General features: G+C 44.7%; 18 protein-coding genes and 5 tRNA genes. 14 read left to right on the forward strand and 9 right to left on the reverse strand.

Features of this window, described 5'->3' with window-relative positions:
- Positions 1–105: 105 nt before the first annotated feature.
- From FTV18_RS00260 to FTV18_RS00270, 3 genes are all read left to right on the forward strand, one after another.
- Positions 106–429 carry a pyrimidine/purine nucleoside phosphorylase gene (locus tag FTV18_RS00260; protein WP_004787221.1) on the forward strand — a complete coding sequence of 108 codons (324 nt, stop codon included), beginning with the start codon at positions 106–108 and terminating at the stop codon, positions 427–429.
- A gap of 142 nt (positions 430–571) precedes the next feature.
- The gene (gene rlmB, locus FTV18_RS00265) at positions 572–1,321 is read left to right on the forward strand and encodes a 23S rRNA (guanosine(2251)-2'-O)-methyltransferase RlmB (protein ID WP_005233526.1); all 750 of its coding nucleotides are present in this window, start codon (positions 572–574) and stop codon (positions 1,319–1,321) included.
- Between the two features lie 45 nt (positions 1,322–1,366).
- Entirely contained in the window at positions 1,367–2,284 is a 918-nt protein-coding gene (locus FTV18_RS00270; RefSeq protein ID WP_159122718.1) for a DMT family transporter, read from the forward strand.
- 38 nt (positions 2,285–2,322) lie between these two features.
- Here the strand turns inward: FTV18_RS00270 and coaE are convergent, their stop codons facing one another.
- From coaE to pilB, 4 genes are read right to left on the reverse strand one after another with little or no spacing between them, the layout of a single operon-like run.
- Positions 2,323–2,928, reverse strand: a complete 606-nt coding sequence (gene coaE / locus FTV18_RS00275; protein WP_159122717.1) for a dephospho-CoA kinase — start codon at positions 2,926–2,928, stop codon at positions 2,323–2,325.
- 1 nt (position 2,929) lies between these two features.
- Positions 2,930–3,790, reverse strand: coding sequence for an A24 family peptidase (locus FTV18_RS00280; protein WP_180016613.1), 861 nt, complete (start codon positions 3,788–3,790; stop codon positions 2,930–2,932).
- Positions 3,790–5,019, reverse strand: coding sequence for a type II secretion system F family protein (locus FTV18_RS00285; RefSeq protein ID WP_004787210.1), 1,230 nt, complete (start codon positions 5,017–5,019; stop codon positions 3,790–3,792). Before FTV18_RS00285 ends, FTV18_RS00280 begins: the two co-directional genes overlap by 1 nt.
- A gap of 30 nt (positions 5,020–5,049) precedes the next feature.
- A complete protein-coding gene (gene pilB / locus FTV18_RS00290) occupies positions 5,050–6,759 on the reverse strand; it encodes a type IV-A pilus assembly ATPase PilB (protein WP_180016612.1) in 1,710 nt (569 codons plus the stop codon).
- Between the two features lie 278 nt (positions 6,760–7,037).
- On the opposite strand from pilB, the gene tpiA reads away from it, so the two are divergent.
- The 11 genes from tpiA (at position 7,038) to FTV18_RS00345 (ending at position 14,306) form a co-directional block, all read left to right on the forward strand.
- Positions 7,038–7,829, forward strand: coding sequence for a triose-phosphate isomerase (gene tpiA / locus FTV18_RS00295; RefSeq protein ID WP_159122713.1), 792 nt, complete (start codon positions 7,038–7,040; stop codon positions 7,827–7,829).
- 13 nt (positions 7,830–7,842) lie between these two features.
- Positions 7,843–8,172 carry a preprotein translocase subunit SecG gene (secG, locus tag FTV18_RS00300; protein ID WP_159122712.1) on the forward strand — a complete coding sequence of 110 codons (330 nt, stop codon included), beginning with the start codon at positions 7,843–7,845 and terminating at the stop codon, positions 8,170–8,172.
- 53 nt (positions 8,173–8,225) lie between these two features.
- Positions 8,226–8,310 (forward strand) — tRNA-Leu (locus FTV18_RS00305).
- Positions 8,311–8,363: 53 nt separating this feature from the next.
- A tRNA-Met gene (locus FTV18_RS00310) sits at positions 8,364–8,440 on the forward strand.
- Between the two features lie 81 nt (positions 8,441–8,521).
- Positions 8,522–8,598, forward strand: a tRNA-Met gene (locus FTV18_RS00315).
- A 71-nt stretch (positions 8,599–8,669) separates the two neighbouring features.
- Positions 8,670–8,746 (forward strand) — tRNA-Met (locus tag FTV18_RS00320).
- Positions 8,747–8,834: 88 nt separating this feature from the next.
- Positions 8,835–8,911 (forward strand) — tRNA-Met (locus FTV18_RS00325).
- 224 nt (positions 8,912–9,135) lie between these two features.
- Positions 9,136–9,660, forward strand: coding sequence for a ribosome maturation factor RimP (rimP, locus tag FTV18_RS00330; protein ID WP_180016611.1), 525 nt, complete (start codon positions 9,136–9,138; stop codon positions 9,658–9,660).
- Between the two features lie 35 nt (positions 9,661–9,695).
- Positions 9,696–11,180 (forward strand): transcription termination factor NusA, encoded by a 1,485-nt coding sequence (gene nusA / locus FTV18_RS00335; protein WP_004787201.1) that lies wholly within the window; start codon positions 9,696–9,698, stop codon positions 11,178–11,180.
- A 10-nt stretch (positions 11,181–11,190) separates the two neighbouring features.
- Entirely contained in the window at positions 11,191–13,902 is a 2,712-nt protein-coding gene (infB, locus tag FTV18_RS00340) for a translation initiation factor IF-2 (RefSeq protein ID WP_159122710.1), read from the forward strand.
- Positions 13,902–14,306: a ribosome-binding factor A gene (locus FTV18_RS00345; RefSeq protein WP_004810065.1), complete on the forward strand. Its 405-nt coding sequence runs from the start codon at positions 13,902–13,904 to the stop codon at positions 14,304–14,306. Before infB ends, FTV18_RS00345 begins: the two co-directional genes overlap by 1 nt.
- 79 nt (positions 14,307–14,385) lie before the next feature.
- Here the strand turns inward: FTV18_RS00345 and FTV18_RS00350 are convergent, their stop codons facing one another.
- The 5 genes from FTV18_RS00350 to FTV18_RS00370 are packed head-to-tail and all read right to left on the reverse strand — an operon-like array spanning position 14,386 to position 17,758.
- Positions 14,386–14,784 carry a Na+/H+ antiporter subunit G gene (locus tag FTV18_RS00350; RefSeq protein ID WP_005233541.1) on the reverse strand — a complete coding sequence of 133 codons (399 nt, stop codon included), beginning with the start codon at positions 14,782–14,784 and terminating at the stop codon, positions 14,386–14,388.
- Between the two features lie 10 nt (positions 14,785–14,794).
- On the reverse strand, positions 14,795–15,070 hold the full coding sequence (locus FTV18_RS00355) for a monovalent cation/H+ antiporter subunit F (protein ID WP_004787192.1): 276 nt from the start codon (positions 15,068–15,070) through the stop codon (positions 14,795–14,797).
- Positions 15,067–15,585 (reverse strand): Na+/H+ antiporter subunit E, encoded by a 519-nt coding sequence (locus FTV18_RS00360; protein WP_034169751.1) that lies wholly within the window; start codon positions 15,583–15,585, stop codon positions 15,067–15,069. The genes FTV18_RS00355 and FTV18_RS00360 overlap by 4 nt, the downstream gene beginning before the upstream one ends.
- Positions 15,585–17,393: a monovalent cation/H+ antiporter subunit D gene (locus tag FTV18_RS00365; RefSeq protein ID WP_180016610.1), complete on the reverse strand. Its 1,809-nt coding sequence runs from the start codon at positions 17,391–17,393 to the stop codon at positions 15,585–15,587. The genes FTV18_RS00360 and FTV18_RS00365 overlap by 1 nt, the downstream gene beginning before the upstream one ends.
- Positions 17,393–17,758 (reverse strand): Na+/H+ antiporter subunit C, encoded by a 366-nt coding sequence (locus FTV18_RS00370; protein WP_034169749.1) that lies wholly within the window; start codon positions 17,756–17,758, stop codon positions 17,393–17,395. Before FTV18_RS00370 ends, FTV18_RS00365 begins: the two co-directional genes overlap by 1 nt.
- Positions 17,759–17,762 lie beyond the last annotated feature (4 nt).

Consider the following 17,762-nt stretch of genomic DNA (forward strand, 5'->3'; position numbering starts at 1 on the left):
CAATAATTTCATTCAAGTCCGATAAACTTCGATTGATTAGTTGCGGGTGCACATTTAAACTACAGCAATCAAAATATTACAAAATGCTTTATCTGGAGAAATGGCATGTCAGCTCAGTTTGATCATGTATCAGTACTTAAAAAATCGAATGTGTATTTTGGCGGGTTATGCATTAGCCATGTGGTGCAATTTGAAGATGGCACTAAAAAAACCTTAGGGGTAATTTTACCTTCAGAAAATGCATTAACTTTTGAAACACATGTGCCTGAGCGTATGGAAATCATCTCAGGTGAATGCCGTGTGCAAATCGCTGACAGCGAAGAAAAAGAACTGTTCCGTGCTGGTCAGTCTTTCTATGTGCCAGGCAATAGCCGTTTCAAAATTGAAACTGATGATGTGCTGGACTATGTTTGCCATTTTGAAGGCTAAACAGACCTACAGATGAGCTGTAACCGATCAAGAAATTTTGTTCTGAATCGGTTAAACTAAGCTTAATACAGAATCCTGTGAAGTTGGCTTTGCAGGATTTTTCTTTTGCTGCCTATTTCCCAATTTATTTTCGAGGTCGTTCATGGCTAAACCTGAGTATTATTATGGCGTCCATTCAGTAGAATCACTGCTGGAGCTTGAGCCTGAACGTGTCTTGACTCTTTTTACCCTGAAAGGCCGTGATGATCAGCGCCTGAAACGTGTGCTGGAATTGGCTGAGCCTTTTGGCATTAGTGTCCAGCAGGCTAGTCGTGACAAGCTGGAAAAACTGGCTGGTTTGCCTTTTCACCAAGGCGTTGTAGCGGCAGTTCGCCCGCATCCAACCTTAAATGAAAAGGATCTGGAAGATCTATTGAAGCAAGATTCTCAAGTACTTCTATTAGCACTCGATCAGGTAACGGATCCACATAACCTGGGTGCTTGTATTCGTACTGCCGCAGCGATGGGTGTAGCGGCTGTGATTGTACCGCGTGACCGTTCAGCAAGCCTGACGCCGACTGCACGTAAAGTGGCAGCAGGTGGTGCAGAAAAAGTGAAGTTTATTCAGGTGACCAATCTGGCGCGTACTTTGGGTCAAATCAAAGATGAATTTAATGTACGTGTGGTTGGTACGATGCTGGATGAAAAAGCTTTACCTATCCAGAAATTTGATTTTACTGGTACAGGTGTATGCGTGGTGATGGGTGCGGAAGATACCGGTTTACGTCCAATTACCCAAAGCCAATGTGACCAGACGGTTTATATTCCGATGGCAGGCAATCTGCAAAGTCTGAATGTGAGCGTGGCAACAGGGATGGCTCTTTATGAAGCCTGTCGTCAGCGTCAAGCCTAAGCCCTTTTTATTGTTTATTCACAAATACTGTTAAAGAAGAAGTCTATGTCTCCCCGAACGCAAGGTTATGCCTTTGTCTTAATTACCATGTGTATTTGGGGAGGTTTTACCTTAAGCACGCGCTTAAGTGCCCAGTGGGGGATTAGTGCCTGGGATCTGGTGGGATTACGTTTTCTATTGGCTTTTCTGATTCTGATGCCAGTCCTGATTTATAAAAAGGACACAGCCTTTTTGTGGAGTAAGGAATCCTTTCTCTTAGCCATGATTGGCGGGGTAGGGTATTGCCTGACTGCTTATACTGCTTTCCATTATGCACCTGCAGCTCATGCTGCCGTATTTCTAAATGGCTGTATTCCACTTTGTACCGCAGTGGCTGCTTTTGTGTTATTTAAACAGGGATTTGACCGACATACTTGGATCAGTATGGCGATTATGCTGCTTGCGATTGGCAGTATGAGTTGGCTGATGTTCCGAGAGTCCGGTGTGGCCTTGGGATTAGGCGATCTGCTATTTTTCATCAGTGCAATGTGGTGGGGTGTATTCACTGTACTGCTACGTCAATGGAAGCTATCTGCCTGGCATTCTATGGCCAGTGTAGCGATCTGGTCAGCCATCGTTTATGTGCCAATTTATCTGCTATTCTTCCCCAAACATCTGGATGCTGCTGAACCTTGGCAAATGGCTTCCCAGGTACTCTTTCACGGTGTTTTTGTGGTGATTGTAGCGACACTAACTTATGTGGAAGCGATTAAGCGTTTAGGTGCATTTAAAGCGGGTAGTATCGTGACTCTCGCACCATTTATTGCTGCCATACTGGCTGTGCCGCTTCTAGATGAACCTTTAAGTCTCGCGATTGTTTCTGGTTTGGTAGGTATGGCAATTGGTGCCATACAACCTTGGCGCTGGCTGATGCATCAAGATAGCCTGAGTCAGAAACTGGAACAACAAAAAAAGCAGTCCTAAAAGGACTGCTTTTTATTTGGAGACTGACTGAGTTCGGGTTAATGATTTTGAGCAGCCATCTGAAGATACTTTTCATGTAATGGTGTGAGATGAGCATAGAGATGTTCTAGCTCACCATCATTCAGTACAATATCATCAGCCATGGCACACTTTTGTTCACGCGGCATTTGTGCGGCAATGATCTTCTGAATTTGCTCTACATTTTGTCCATCGCGCTGTGAAGCCCGTTGAATTTGCAGTTCAATAGCAGCATCAATTAATAACGTATGTTGTGTTAGTTCATGCTGATTTGTTTCAAACAATAAAGGAGAAACTAAAATCGCATAAGGACTTTGTGCTGCATGTAACTGTTGAATAATTGAATTGCGAATAGCAGGGTGGGTGATATTTTCCAGCATTTTTCGTGCTTCTGGAGACTGGAAAATATGTTCGCGCAAAACACGGCGATTCAATGAACCATCCTTGAGTAAAACCCAATCGCCGAAAGCTTCCCGAATTTGCTGTAGGGCTGGTTGACCGATATCAACGACTTCACGGGCGACAATATCTGCATCTACGACAGCAATCCCTTGAGCTTCAAACCATTGGCTGGCAGCAGACTTGCCACTACCAATTCCACCAGTTAAACCGAGTACAAATTTCACTTTACTGACCTAAATAGATTTTCATGATCTGCTCACCCCATAAAAAGGCAATCCAGCCGGCAATGGCAATATAAGGGCCAAAGGCAAAGGGCTGATTTTCTTTACGGACTTTAAGCAGGATAATCCCAATAATCGCGCCCACCAATGATGACAATAATACAATGAGTGGTAGGAGCATAGGCCCCATCCAGGCACCTAAGGCAGCTAGTAATTTGAAATCTCCATAGCCCATACCTTCCTTGCCGGTCACCAGCTTAAACAGATAGTACACCACCCACAAGCATAAGAAGCCAATGATATAGCCCCAGATGGCAGAATCAGGGGTAGTATAAATCGCATAACTATTAATGCCCAGGCCGAGTGCAGCCAGCGGCAGGGTATAGCGATCGGGTAATAACTGGGTATCGAAATCAATAAAGGTGAGGGCAATCAGGACATAGGTAAAAACCAGACCAAACAGCATCTGTATGGTAGGCCCAAATACTGCCACCACTATCAGCGCACAAGCAGCTGTGAGAAGTTCAATAAATGGATAGCGGATACTGATTGGATTCTGACAGTTACCACATTTACCACGTAATAAGATCCAGCTAATCACCGGAATATTCTGATACCAGCGAATAGGAGTCTGACATTTCGGGCAGGTGGAAACTGGTTTGCTTAAAGTAATTTTGCTTTCATCAATAATGGGCTGATCTGGATGCAAGAACAGCTGGCAATCTGTACGCCATTCCTGTTCCATCATTTTAGGGGTACGGTAAATGACAACGTTTAAAAAGCTACCAATACAGAGACTAAAAAGCCCAACTGCGAGATAAAGCGCAGTTGGGTTTTGACTGAAATATAAAATAAAATCTTGCATTAAACCACGGAACCCATTTGGAAAATTGGAAGGTACATTGCGATAACAAGGCCACCAACAAGGACACCAAGAATTGCCATAATCAAGGGCTCCATCATGGAAGTTAAACCATCAACCGCATTGTCGACTTCATTTTCATAATGGGTTGCGACTTTATCCAGCATGGCATCCAATGCACCTGATTCTTCACCAATTGCAACCATTTGTACGGCCATAGAGGGGAATTTATCGGTGACACGCATGGCAAATTGAAGCTGTTGACCGGTTGCAACATCTTCCTTGATTTTTAATACCGCCTCCTCATAGACCACGTTATTGGTTGCACCAGCAGTCGATTCAAGCGCATCAATTAATGGCACACCGGCAGCAAAAGTGGTGGCGAGAGTGCGGCTATAACGGGCAATGATCGCTTTATAGACCAGATCACCAAAGATGGGTGCTTTGAGCGCGGCCTTATCCAGTAAATCACGGAATTTTTTGCTACGCTTTTTCGCTTCAAGGAAAGCAGTAATCACTACGCCAATTCCAATAATCAAAAGGAACCAATATTTTTGCATCCATTCGGACATATTGACTACCATTTTAGTAAATGCAGGTAAGTCTGCACCGAATGAAGAGAATAAGTCCTGGAATACAGGAACTACTTTCACCATCAGGATAATTGTGACGATCACAGCTACTACAATTACTGTAGCTGGGTATTTCATGGCTTTTTTAATTTTTTGCTTTAACAGCTCACTTTTTTCTTTATAAATCGCGACACGATCCAGCATGGTTTCCAGAGCACCAGATTGTTCGCCAGATTCGACCAAAGAGCAGAATAGATTATCGAAATATTGTGGGTATTTTCGTAAGGCTCCGGCAAAAGTATTCCCCCCTTCAACTTCGCCTTTAATTCCAAGCACAACCTCGCGCATGGATGGATTTTCTAAACCTTCTGCAACGATTTCAAAGCCTTGTACTAAAGGCACCCCCGCTTTCATCATGGTGGCTAACTGACGGGTGAAGATGGTGATATCCAAGGTGGAAACTTTTTTCTTCATCAAACCTTCGAGAATATTTTTTTTCTTTTCCCGGATGGTTTTGATCGTAATGCCTTGTTTGCGCAAGTTCACTTTTGCCAAGGCCATATTTCGTGCCGGCAATTCCCCCTTGATCTTGGCGCCTTTGCGATCAACCCCTTCATAACTGAAGATCGGTGTCATCTGGCCTTTTTTTACTGCTGCCATAGCTTTATCCTTATTTTATATTCAGCACGATCATTCGCTGGTTACACGATTGACTTCCTGTAAAGAAGTCACCCCCTGCATAACCTTCACTAACCCTGATCGGCGTAAATTGTTAAATCCTGCACGTGCGGAAGCTTCAGCAATTTCAATGGCATTGCCATCTTCCATAATAATTCTTGAAATCTCAGGTGTTACCTTCATAACTTCATAAATACCGACCCGGCCCTTATAACCTTCACGACATTCATTACAGCCGACTGGCTCATAAATCTGAAATTCAGGGCTTTGTAAATCTGCTTCGGTAAAGCCCATCTCCAGTAAGCTTTGCTTTGGAATGTCAGCCGGTTTTTTACATTGTGAACACAAGCGACGGGCCAGACGCTGCGCAATCACCAGATTGACTGAAGTCGCGATATTGAAAGAAGGTACGCCCATATTACGTAAACGGGTCAAAGTTTCCGGAGCACTGTTGGTGTGCAGAGTTGACATCACCATATGACCTGTTTGCGCTGCTTTGATTGCAATTTCAGCTGTTTCCAGATCACGGATCTCACCGACCATGACAATATCAGGATCCTGACGCAGAAAGGATTTTAAAGCAGCTGCAAACGTCAGGCCAACTTTATTATTGACGTTCACCTGATTAATCCCTTGCAGGTTAATCTCGACTGGGTCTTCCGCAGTAGAAATATTGGTATCTTCACGGTTCAAGATGTTTAAGCCCGTATAAAGTGATACGGTTTTACCGGAACCGGTAGGACCGGTAATCAGTAACATCCCTTGCGGTTTATCTAGGGCTTCCATGAATAACTCTTTCTGCTCAGGTTCATAACCTAAAGCATCAATTCCTAGCATGGCACTAGACGGATCTAGAATACGTAGAACCAGTTTTTCGCCAAACAGGGTAGGGAGTGAGTTAACACGGAAGTCGATAGCTTTGTTTTTTGAGAGCTTTAATTTAATACGACCGTCTTGAGGAACACGTTTCTCAGAAATGTCCATCTGCGACATGACTTTCAAACGCGACGCCAAACGGTTTGCCAGTTGTAGCGGCGGTGTTGCAATCTGACGTAAAACGCCATCGACACGATAGCGTACCCGATACATTTTTTCATAAGGTTCAAAATGTAAATCTGATGCCCCCATACGAATGGCATCAATCAGTAATTTATTAATATATTTAACAATCGGGGCTTCTTCACCCTTGTCTTTTTCATCTTCTTCTTTCGTTGGATCGGCTGTGTCGACATCGACATCCAGATCGAAATCATCATCAAAATCAAAAGTACTTTCTTCAGTAAAGTTTTGCTCAATCAGTTTTTCGAGTTTATTGTGTTCAACAATAACAGTTTCAATATTCAGTTTGGTTGCAAAGCGGATGGCATCCGTTGCTTCGATATTGGTCGGATTGCTCGTGGCGACATAAAGAATATTGGCGTTTTTATAAATTGGCAGAATACGATGCTTGGTAATCAGCTTTTCATCAATATCTTCACGCAGGATTTGTCCCGGATCATAAGCACCAATATCAAATAGAGGCTCACCAAATTCTACTGAGATCGTTTCAGCAATGGTAGTAGGGGAAAGATTATGATGACTGACCAAATAGGCCACGATATCTGTTTTTTCCTGTTTGGCATTGGCTAAAGCAGTCCGCATATCTTCAGCTGATAATACCCCTTCATCGACCAGGCGACGAATAAACCCCGTAAATCTTGGTGACCCCTGCAATGCTGTCATGCTTCAAATGCCTATCAATTCAATTTTTTTAATTTGCTATTCTAAAATTATACGTTTGTTATACAAAAATACCATAGCTGAGAATGCTGCAATCTTCGTGATATTCAGTAAAAGCTTGAACTGGTCGGAAGAACCGGGCATTTTTTTCAGTGATAACAAAAAATAACCATTTTGAATAGTCTAAACTGAGAAATAGGATGAATAAAACTATTCTTTAAATTTTACAATTCCGTGTAGAATGTGCCCAATTCAAGATATGTCAGTGAAATAGGTTATTTATGTCGGTTTCGACGATTACCCCTTGGGTGGTGGGCAACTGGAAAATGAATCCAATGCAGGCAGATGCCCAAGCTTTGGTTCAGAATTTAAAAGACTTGCTTGAGTCTGCACCAGTTTCAACAGAGAAATGTCATTTGGGTGTGGCGCCGACAACCCTTGCCTTAACTCAAATTCAAACTGCATTTGCTTCTGCTAATCGCCCTGTATATACCGTAGCACAAGATGTATCACGTATTGCAGGGACAGGCGCTTATACTGGGGAAGTGAGTGCTGAATTATTGGCTGATAGCCAGATTCACTATGTATTGATTGGGCACTCTGAACGTCGTGAAATTTTTGCTGAAAGTTCACAGATTCTAAATACTAAAATCAAGAATGCCTTAAATGCCGGTTTAACCGTAATTTACTGCGTGGGCGAAAGTCTGGAACAGCGTGAAGCAGGGCAGGCAGAAGCGGTGGTTCTCCAACAGATTTGCGATATCGCGACTGTGGTAGAAGATGAACAGTGGAAAAATATTGTGATAGCCTATGAGCCAATCTGGGCCATTGGTACCGGTAAAACAGCTTCTCCAGAAGATGCGCAGGCCATGCATGCCCAGATCCGTCAGGGTTTGAGCCAGATTACAGGTTATGCTGCGACTATGGCAATCTTATATGGTGGTAGTGTAAAACCGGAAAATGCAGTAGAGTTAGCAGCCTGCCCTGACATTAACGGGGCATTGGTGGGTGGTGCATCACTCAATGCTGAGTCGTTCCATCAAATTGCTCAAGCATTTGCAAATACACAATAATTAGGAGTTCAGCATGCAAACTTTTGTGCTGGTAGTACATATTATCTTAGCGATTTTGATGATTGTCTTGATTTTAGTTCAGCATGGTAAAGGTGCGGATGCAGGTGCATCATTTGGCGGCGGCGGTGCGGCAACGATCTTTGGTGCCTCAGGTTCGGGTAATTTCATGACCCGTTTGACGGCAGTTTTTACCGCATTGTTCTTTGTGACCAGTATTACTTTGGCGATTCTTGCCAAGAAACAAACCACGAATGCGTACAGTTTATCGTCAATTCAATCAGCACCAACTGCGCCTGCGCAACCGGTTGAAACTTCACCAACTGCACCACAAACGACCGAATAATTTTAATTAAACCTTTCTTTTTTTCAGTGATGCGACTAGAATGCGTCACAGCTGCGGTGGTGGTGGAATTGGTAGACACGCTACCTTGAGGTGGTAGTGCTTTCGGGCGTGGGGGTTCAAGTCCCCCCTTCCGCACCAACTTATAATCCAGAATATAAGTTGGTGTATGCAGCTAAAAAAACTTCTGTTGATGCGGGATGGAGCAGTCTGGTAGCTCGTCGGGCTCATAACCCGAAGGTCGTTGGTTCAAATCCAGCTCCCGCTACCAATCAATCCTTTTTTAAAGACGCAAACTTTTAAAAGGCAGCTTAAATCTGATTTAAGTTGAGAAGAATTATTTGCATGTTGTTGCGGGGTGGAGCAGTCTGGTAGCTCGTCGGGCTCATAACCCGAAGGTCGTTGGTTCAAATCCAGCCCCCGCTACCAATCCTTTAAAGCTGCAAACTTTAAAGGCAGTTTAGTGTAAAATATTAAGCTGAATGTTATTTGTATGCTGATGCGGGATGGAGCAGTCTGGTAGCTCGTCGGGCTCATAACCCGAAGGTCGTTGGTTCAAATCCAGCTCCCGCTACCAATTTTTCAGTAACAGATAACAAATATGCAGAATGATGTGGTTGTGATTGAAAAGTTCGCATCTTTTGTATATAATTTTTGCACGTTGATGCGGGATGGAGCAGTCTGGTAGCTCGTCGGGCTCATAACCCGAAGGTCGTTGGTTCAAATCCAGCTCCCGCTACCAAGTTTCTTAAAAGAGGCTCACAACTATGGTGGGCCTTTTTGCACAGTGGGATTTGAAAAAAGTTCAAATTGTGCATTAATTGGGGCGATTTACGCCCTTTTTTATTGGCTATCGTGTAGTGTCGACAATATTTGGTCAAATCTCCATGTTTCACTACTACTATAGTTTGTATTGGTTTGTAGTGGTCAAATAGATCATAAAATCGCACCAGATGACGAGAGTAAATGAAGCTATCAAATAAAACTCAAGCACTTCAGGACTTGATTGCACCAGCAGTTGAAGCCTGTGATGTAAATCTGTGGGGGATTGAATTCCTGCCACAAGGCAAACGTTCATTATTACGGATCTATATCGACAAACCGGTCGATGAAAATGCAGCACCTGTTGTCAATGAAGATGGCGAAGAAGAGCAGGGTCGTGGTATTGGGGTTCAGGACTGTGTACGTGTCACACAGCAAGTCGGCGCGATCCTGGATGTACATGATCCAATCTCAGGTGAATATTCGCTTGAAGTGTCTTCACCAGGTTGGGATCGTCCATTCTTCCAGCTGGAGCAGATGGCTCATTATATCGGACAAATGGTTGCGCTGCGTTTGATCAGTGCCGTCGATAACCGTCGTAAATTCCAGGCAAAACTGGTTGCAGTCGACCTTGAAAATGAAATGATTCAAGTTGAAGTAGAAAAGCAACAGATTTTGGATATCGACAGTCACAATATCGATAAAGCAAACTTGGTCTATCAAGATTAATTCAATTAATAAGAATCTGAACGAATAGGTGACTTATGGCACGTGAAATTCTTACCGTCGTTGAAACGGTTAGTAACGAAAAAGGTGTAAGTCGTGAAGCAATTTTTGAAGCGCTAGAACAAGCTTTGGTTGCAGCGACTAAGAAGAAATTCTACGAGGGGACTCACTCGGAAGAAGCTCGTCTTCGTGTAGAAATTGACCGTAAAACTGGTGATTATCGTACTTTCCGTCAATGGGAAGTGGTAGCTGATGAAGATCATGAAATGCCTGCTTGTCAGGATGCGATCTCTGATGTGGATCCAGCGCAGTGGTCGATTGGCGATATCCGTGAACTGGAAGTAGAATCAATCGATTTCGGTCGTATTGCTGCCCAGATCGCGAAACAGGTGATTGTACAGAAGATCCGTGAAGCAGAACGTGCACTGGTTGCTGATGCTTATGAATCTAAAGTCGGTGAGCTGATCTACGGTGAAGTGAAAAAACAAACCAAAGATGGTTTTATCATTGACTTGGGTGATAACGCAGAAGCGTATCTGGCACGTGAAGAGATGATTCCGAAGGAAATCCTTCGTCCGAAACAACGCGTAAATGCGATTCTATATAGCGTTAACCGTGAAGGCCGTGGTGCACAGTTATTGTTGTCACGTGCTAAACCGGAAATGCTGATTGCATTGATGAAAAAAGAAATCCCTGAAATTTCTGAAGAAATCATTGAAATTAAGGCCGCAGCTCGTCAACCGGGTGTTCGTGCTAAAATTGCAGTGAAAACCAATGACCACCGTATTGACCCGGTGGGTGCTTGTATTGGTATGCGTGGTACACGTATCCAGGCTGTACAGCAAGAGCTCAATGGCGAGCGTATTGATGTAGTGGTTTGGTCGGATGATCCTGCGCAATATATCGCAAGTGCATTAGAACCAGCAGATGTATCTAGTATTGTCATCGATGAAGATGCACGTACTGCAGACATCATTTTCGCGACTAGTGATCAGCTAGCTCGCGCAATTGGTTCACAAGGTCAAAACGTTCGTCTGGCATCTGAACTGACTGGCTATAAGCTGGACATGATGCTGGAAGAAGAGTACTACGCACGTCAGCAAAGCGAAGCACAAAAATATCTGGACATGTTTGTTACACGTCTGGATATTGCTGAAGATTTGGCGATGGCGTTAGTAGAAATGGGCTTCACCTCGCTTGAAGAAATTGCTTACGTACCGCCAGAAACGTTTGATGAAATCGAACTGGATGCGGAACTGGTTGAACTACTGCAAAGCCGTGCGAAAGAAATTGCACTTGCTGATGCATTACAACAGCAAGAAAACGTACAAGCGCCAAGTGAAGAACTTGTTGCAATGGAAGGCATGACAGCAGAGATCGCGCAAGCTCTCGCAGCTCGTGGTGTGGTAACCGTAGATGACTTAGCTGACCAAGCGACTGATGATATCGAAGATATCGAAGGTCTCGGTGCTGAGAAGGCCGGTCAACTTATTATGAAAGCGCGCGAATCATGGTTTAACTAGGAGGTAGTATATGACGGACAAGTCGATTAAAGAGTTAGCACTCAGCGTGGGTCGCCATGTTGATAAGCTCCTAGAGCAGGTTCGTGAGGCAGGTTTACCACAGCGTAAAGCTGACGATATTATTACCACCGAACAACAAGATCGCTTAATGAATCATGTGAAAAAGACACAAGGTTCTGATGGCCATGCAGGACAAATCACGTTGAAACGTAAAACGACCAGTACTGCTAAAGTGGCAAGTACTTCAGGTAAGGCGAAAACGATTAATGTAGAAGTTCGCAAGAAACATACATTCGTTAAGCCAGACCCGGAACAAATTAAAGCAGAAGCTTTAGCGAAGGCTCAAGCTGAACAGCAAGCGAAAGCAGAAGCTGAACAGAAGCCAGCACCAGCTAAAAAACCTGCTGATGCACCTAAATCAGGTACAAACAATGCAAGCAAAGCACTAGAAGCAATGCGTGCAGCTCAGAAACAAGAAACTGAGAAACAGGAAACACCTAAAGCCGCTGTTGTGGTAAAACGCAAATCAACTAATAAACCGATTGTGAAAGCAGCGGTTAAACAAGTTGAAACAGCAGAACAGAAAAAAGCGCGTGAAGCTCAAGCCGCTCAATTAAAAGCAGCTGAAGAAGCAGCACGTCGCAAGGCAGCTGAAGAAGCACAACAACGTACCCTTGAGCAAATGCGCAAGATGGCATCGAAGTATTCTTCTGAAGATACCACTGCAACCATTCGTGTGATTGATGATTCTCCACTTGCGGCTGGTCTGGTTGGCCAGGCATATGAAGACTCATTTGCGAAAGAAGACCGCGAAATTAAACGTGGTACTAACACTTCAAATACACGTTCACCGAAGAAAGGTGGTCGTCGTGGTGAAGAGCAGTCTTTCCGTGATAACTCACATAAACGTGGTTTGAAATCTAGCCAAGCGAACAAGCATGGTTTTGAAAAACCAGTGAAAAAACAGGTTTATGACGTTGAAATCGGTGAAACGATTGTCGTGGCTGACCTGGCTGCGAAAATGGCAGTTAAGGTTCGTGAAGTCATCAAGTCACTGATGAAAATGGGTGAACTGGTTACTCAAAACCAGGCGATCGATCAGGAAATCGCGGCACTTGTGGTTGAAGAAATGGGCCATAACCCGGTACTGGTTTCTGAAACTGCAGTCGAAGATAACCTGCTTGAACAGGCTGAAGAAGCACGTGGTGCGCAAACTACTCGTGCGCCAGTTGTTACGATCATGGGGCACGTTGACCATGGTAAAACATCGCTTCTAGACCGTATCCGTCGTGCCAAAGTGGCGCAAGGCGAAGCAGGGGGTATTACCCAGCATATCGGTGCTTACCATGTAACCACGGATAAAGGCATTATTACATTCCTTGATACTCCGGGACACGCAGCGTTTACTGCAATGCGTTCACGTGGTGCCAAAGCGACTGATATCGTAGTTCTGGTTGTAGCAGCTGATGATGGTGTGATGCCACAAACTGCAGAAGCAATCGATCACGCACGTGCAGCGGGTACGCCAATCATTGTTGCAATCAACAAGATGGATAAAGACTCAGCTGATCCAGATCGCGTATTGAACGAATTGACCACCAAAGAAATCGTACCTGAAGAATGGGGCGGTGACGTTCCTGTAGCGAAAGTATCTGCACATACTGGTGCGGGTATTGACGAACTTCTTGACCTGATTTTAATTCAGTCTGAATTGCTTGAATTGAAGGCGTCTGAAGAAGGTGCGGCACAAGGTGTTGTGATTGAAGCGCGTGTTGATAAAGGCCGCGGTGCAGTGACTTCTATTCTGGTTCAAAACGGTACGCTGAAAGTGGGTGACCTGGTACTTGCTGGTTCATCTTATGGCCGCGTTCGTGCCATGACCGATGAAAACGGTAAGCGTATCAAGTCTGCAGGTCCTTCGATTCCAGTCGAAATTCTGGGTCTTCCAGAAGCACCGATGGCAGGTGACGAAGTTCTTGTTGTGAATGACGAGAAGAAAGCACGTGAAGTTGCCGATGCGCGTATGGATCGTGAACGTCAAAAACGTCTTGAACGTCAATCTGCAATGCGTCTTGAAAACATCATGGCGTCTATGGGCAAAAAAGATGTGCCAATCGTCAATGTGGTATTGAAAACTGATGTACGCGGTACATTGGAAGCACTGCATGTTGCATTGGCTGAGCTTTCAACGGATGAAGTAAAAGTACGTATCATCGGTTCGGGTGTAGGTGCGATTACTGAATCTGACGTCACACTTGCTGAATCTTCAGAAGCGGTTCTTCTTGGCTTTAACGTACGTGCCGACAATACTGCACGTCAGAAAGCAGATGCAGACAGTATCGACATTCGTTACTACTCAGTGATCTATCAATTGATTGATGACGTGAAAGCAGCGATGAGTGGTAAGCTTGCTCCTGAACACCGTGAAACCATCTTGGGTGTTGCTCAAGTGCGTGAAGTGTTCCACTCAAGCAAATTCGGTGCTGCAGCAGGCTGTATGGTGCTTGAAGGCGTATTACACCGTAACAAACCGATTCGCGTATTACGTGATGACGTGGTGATCTTCCAGGGCGAGCTAGAATCTCTTCGTCGCTACAAAGAAGTGGTGGAAGAAGTTCGTGCCGGTATGGAATGTGGTCTTGCGGTGAAAGGCTATAAAGACATCAAACCTCTCGACAAGATCGAAGTGTATGATGTGCAATTGATTAAACGGAGTCTTTAATGGCGGGTAGTCAACGTCTGAAGCGTATGGCGGATACGGTACAACGCGAGTTGTCTGAACTGATCCGTCAGGAGCTGAAAGATCCACGTCTGGGTGGTCTGGTGACCATCTCAGCCGTGAAGGTGAGCCCAGACTTAGGATATGCAGAAGTTTATGTCACAGTAATGGGTCGTGAACTTGGTGATGAGCAAAGTGAAGCGGCAAATAAAGAAACACTCGATGTCCTGAATAAGGCATCCGGGTTCCTGCGCCATGAACTGAGCCGTCGGATCAAGACACGTATTACACCTCGTCTACGTTTCCATTACGACAAAACCAATGCATATGGTAACTATATGTTTGGTCTGATTGCTGAAGCAGTGAAGGATTTACCTCCTGCTGAAGACAAGAAAGATGAAGAATAAGCTTTTATAAAGCGCAATAAAAAAGCCACCTTAGGGTGGCTTTTTTATTGTTGAACTTTTAAGTAGAACTGGCTAACTATTACTTTGAATCCTGGTCATTCATTTTCTTTTCATAAAATGCACGACGGCGGGTTTTCTGCCAAGGCAATGGACGTTCTAGTGTTTCTGGCACTTCACCACTCATCGAGCGCAAACGTAAATGCAAGGCCGCTTGCGCCATCAGGTTGGCAGATACCGGTGCAGTAATGAAGGCAAACAGGGTAATCAGTACTTCAGCAAAACCTAAACGACCATAGATAGCCGAAAAAATAATAGAAGCGATCAGAAAGCTTCCCAGGCCTAAGGTACTGGATTTAGTCGGTGCATGCAGACGCATAAAAAGGTCGGGTAGACGTATCATCCCAATGCCACCCACCAGCATAAAAAACGCGCCAATCAATAAAAAAATCGAAACTAGTATTTCTAAAATTAAAGGCATTTAAAAACTCCTAGTCGATGACATGTCCAGTGGTGAAATAGCGGGCAAGGGCAGCGGTAGAAACAAAGCCCAGCATGGCCACCAGTAGGGCACCTTCAAACATGAAAGTGCTGCTCCAGTAGATTCCCAGAATCACCACCAGACAGGTTGCATTTAAAAATAGGGTGTCCAGTGCCAGCAAACGGTCGACGATTGATGGGCCCATAACCAGCCGGATCAGACACAGTAACATGGAGATCGTGACAGCACCCAGACAAATCAGCAATGCATATGGCAGAATGGTCATGCTTCAGCTCCTGATTGTGCGCTAAAAATTTTAATCAATGGTTGTTCATAGCGCTGTTTAATAGTTTCAATTTCGGCCTCTTCATCATCCGTGCTTAAGGCATGCACCAGAATATCGCCACGGTCCTGATCAATCCCCGCAGAGACTGTACCTGGTGTCGTGGTAATAATCATTGCCAGCAACGTATTCACTTCTTCATGTTCGGTATCTAGCGGTACCCGAAACCATTTGGGATGCAGATTTTTGGTCGGTCCCAGTACTAAAATCGCGACTTTAATATTAGCGACAATGATGTCCCAAACAACGACCCAAAACAGGCGCATCGCTGGCACCCACCGGATATTCGGTGTGTAATCAATAAAAGGGGCGACCATTCTCGGAATCAAGATCGCCAGAAATATTGACATAAGGAGTGTGCCGGCTTCCATATTATGGGCCAGCATGATCCAGCTCATCGCCACAATGACCGAAACGAAAGGATGTGGGAACCAGCGTTGAAGTAATGATTCAGCCATTAAAGTCCCTCCGCCGGTTTAAGTTGATTGTCGTCGTATTTGTTCTGTTCAATATACTGCTTATCAATCTGACGCTGTTTAAATTCAGAAATATGATCGCCATTTAAGGTATTTTCTGAAATGACATAAGGAATCAGGTGCGCATTTGGATCAGGCGTTTCACCACCGTATTTGGTTTCTGGTAAATAACCCGGATCAAATGGCTGAACACTGATGAACTTGCCTTCAGCATCACGTTTTAACAGTGCTGCTTCATAAATCGGATTGGTTTTAATCTGTACTGCGGTCTGATAATTATATTGATAAATCGGTGCAGCAAAAACAACGTAGGCTGTCAGACTGAGCAATAATAGATAAATAACCCGGTCATTCCGTGCTGGTGCCTTGCTGGGCAAGGATTCATATTTGCTGAATTCTTCAGAATTTTCATCCTGTTCTGGTCGGCTTGAACGCCAGAACAGAATAAAACCAACCCGGGTAAAAGCCAGAATACTTAGTAAGCTGACCAGTAGAACCGTAAAGATAATCAGCATTTGATGTTCAGACTGTCCTGAAGCTTGCAGGATAAACACTTTACCGAAGAAGCCACTGAAAGGTGGCAAGCCGGCCATCATCAAGGCAATGATGAAATACACAATAGAAACCAGCTTATTCTGTTTCATCTGTGGGGCAATTTTAAAGTGATCTTTAAATTCACCGCGTTGTGAGGTAATCCAGCCACACAGGATATAAAACGCTGCGCCAATCAGGGTACTGTGCACCATATAGTACAAGGCACCTGCCCAGGCTTGGGTACTGTTCATGGCAATCGCAATCAGAATGGTGCCGACTGAAGACAGGATCATAAAGCCGACAAAACGGCGTAGACGTTCAGTCCCAATGGCACCGAATGCACCATAGAGTGATGTAATCACACCAATGGCCAGCAGACAGTTCATCAGGATCTGATGGCTGTATTCATCATCAAATACGGTGCCATTGACGCGGATAATCGCGTAGATCCCGACTTTGGTCATGATGGTAAACAGGGCAGCCACTGGAGTAGTGGCAACAGCATACGTTTTAGGAAGCCACAGGCCTACCGGTAACATGGCTGCCTTGATCCCGAACACCACAAATAGCATCAATCCGCCTGCAACGGCCAGCTTATGTTCATCGTCTGCCAAAGTTGGCATCAGACGAGCAACATCAGCCATATTCAGGCTGCCGACACTGCCATAAATCATCCCGAGTCCGATCAGGAACATGGCAGAAGCAAGCAGGTTAATAGCCACATAATGCACACCGAGCTGAAAGCGTGCCTTGCCTTGCCCATGCAAAAGCAGGACATAGGATGCCATTAACAGGATCTCGAAGAACACGAACAGGTTAAACAAGTCACCGGTCAGGAAGGCACCACTAAGCCCCATTAATAGAAAATGGACCATGGCATGGAAATAACGCCCGCGAATATCCCATTCTTTGCTGGCATACCAAACGATTGGCAAAGCGAGTGTATAGGTCAGTACCAGCATCAAGGCAGAGAGCTGGTCCAGGACCAGCACAATACCAAAAGGGGCGGCCCATTCACTTAAAGTGTAGACACTAATTTGCCCTTGGCTGCTATTGATCAGATAGCCAATCGCCATAATCAAACCCAATAGGGTCGAAATATGACTCACGCCACGACGCCAAGGCTGACGCCAGTCGGTAATCAGAGAACCAGAACCTGGGTTACCCAACAGTACTAGAATAAAGGCAGTAAAAGCCGGTAAAAGAATACTGAAAATAGGGGTGTGTTGATTCAAGAAGTTGAGAAGATCAGTCATTACGGCTCATCCTCACGTGGGTCATGTTGCGGTATCTCTTCTTTGGAATCAACGTGATCTGTTCCTGATTCATAACGGCTACGTAAGGCCAGCTGTACAATAAAGGCGGTGGTGGCAAAACCGATTACAATTGCGGTTAAAACCAAGGCCTGAGGTAAAGGATCGGTGACCTGCGTGGTTTCGGTGAGTACTGCAGGTGAATTCATCTGAATACGGCCCATGGCAAATAAAAACAGGTTCACTGCATAACCAATCATGGCCAGTCCGAGGACCACCGGAAAGGTACGTGCCCGCAGAATCAGATAGATCCCGGTGGCAGTGAGTAGGCCAATTGCTGAGGCTAATAAAAGTTCTAAACTAATCATTCTA

Source organism: Acinetobacter sp. YH12241 (assembly GCF_013417535.1).
Taxonomy (GTDB): domain Bacteria; phylum Pseudomonadota; class Gammaproteobacteria; order Pseudomonadales; family Moraxellaceae; genus Acinetobacter.

Bases quoted from the DNA above. Each gene is read 5' to 3' on its own strand.
- FTV18_RS00260 (WP_004787221.1), top strand. From the start codon at position 106: ATGTCAGCTCAGTTTGATCATGTATCAGTACTTAAAAAATCGAATGTG.
- rlmB (WP_005233526.1), top strand. From the start codon at position 572: ATGGCTAAACCTGAGTATTATTATGGCGTCCATTCAGTAGAATCACTG.
- FTV18_RS00270 (WP_159122718.1), top strand. From the start codon at position 1,367: ATGTCTCCCCGAACGCAAGGTTATGCCTTTGTCTTAATTACCATGTGT.
- FTV18_RS00280 (WP_180016613.1), bottom strand. From the start codon at position 3,790: ATGCAAGATTTTATTTTATATTTCAGTCAAAACCCAACTGCGCTTTAT.
- FTV18_RS00285 (WP_004787210.1), bottom strand. From the start codon at position 5,019: ATGGCAGCAGTAAAAAAAGGCCAGATGACACCGATCTTCAGTTATGAA.
- pilB (WP_180016612.1), bottom strand. From the start codon at position 6,759: ATGACAGCATTGCAGGGGTCACCAAGATTTACGGGGTTTATTCGTCGC.
- tpiA (WP_159122713.1), top strand. From the start codon at position 7,038: ATGTCGGTTTCGACGATTACCCCTTGGGTGGTGGGCAACTGGAAAATG.
- secG (WP_159122712.1), top strand. From the start codon at position 7,843: ATGCAAACTTTTGTGCTGGTAGTACATATTATCTTAGCGATTTTGATG.
- rimP (WP_180016611.1), top strand. From the start codon at position 9,136: ATGAAGCTATCAAATAAAACTCAAGCACTTCAGGACTTGATTGCACCA.
- nusA (WP_004787201.1), top strand. From the start codon at position 9,696: ATGGCACGTGAAATTCTTACCGTCGTTGAAACGGTTAGTAACGAAAAA.
- infB (WP_159122710.1), top strand. From the start codon at position 11,191: ATGACGGACAAGTCGATTAAAGAGTTAGCACTCAGCGTGGGTCGCCAT.
- FTV18_RS00345 (WP_004810065.1), top strand. From the start codon at position 13,902: ATGGCGGGTAGTCAACGTCTGAAGCGTATGGCGGATACGGTACAACGC.
- FTV18_RS00350 (WP_005233541.1), bottom strand. From the start codon at position 14,784: ATGCCTTTAATTTTAGAAATACTAGTTTCGATTTTTTTATTGATTGGC.
- FTV18_RS00355 (WP_004787192.1), bottom strand. From the start codon at position 15,070: ATGACCATTCTGCCATATGCATTGCTGATTTGTCTGGGTGCTGTCACG.
- FTV18_RS00360 (WP_034169751.1), bottom strand. From the start codon at position 15,585: ATGGCTGAATCATTACTTCAACGCTGGTTCCCACATCCTTTCGTTTCG.
- FTV18_RS00365 (WP_180016610.1), bottom strand. From the start codon at position 17,393: ATGACTGATCTTCTCAACTTCTTGAATCAACACACCCCTATTTTCAGT.
- FTV18_RS00370 (WP_034169749.1), bottom strand. From the start codon at position 17,758: ATGATTAGTTTAGAACTTTTATTAGCCTCAGCAATTGGCCTACTCACT.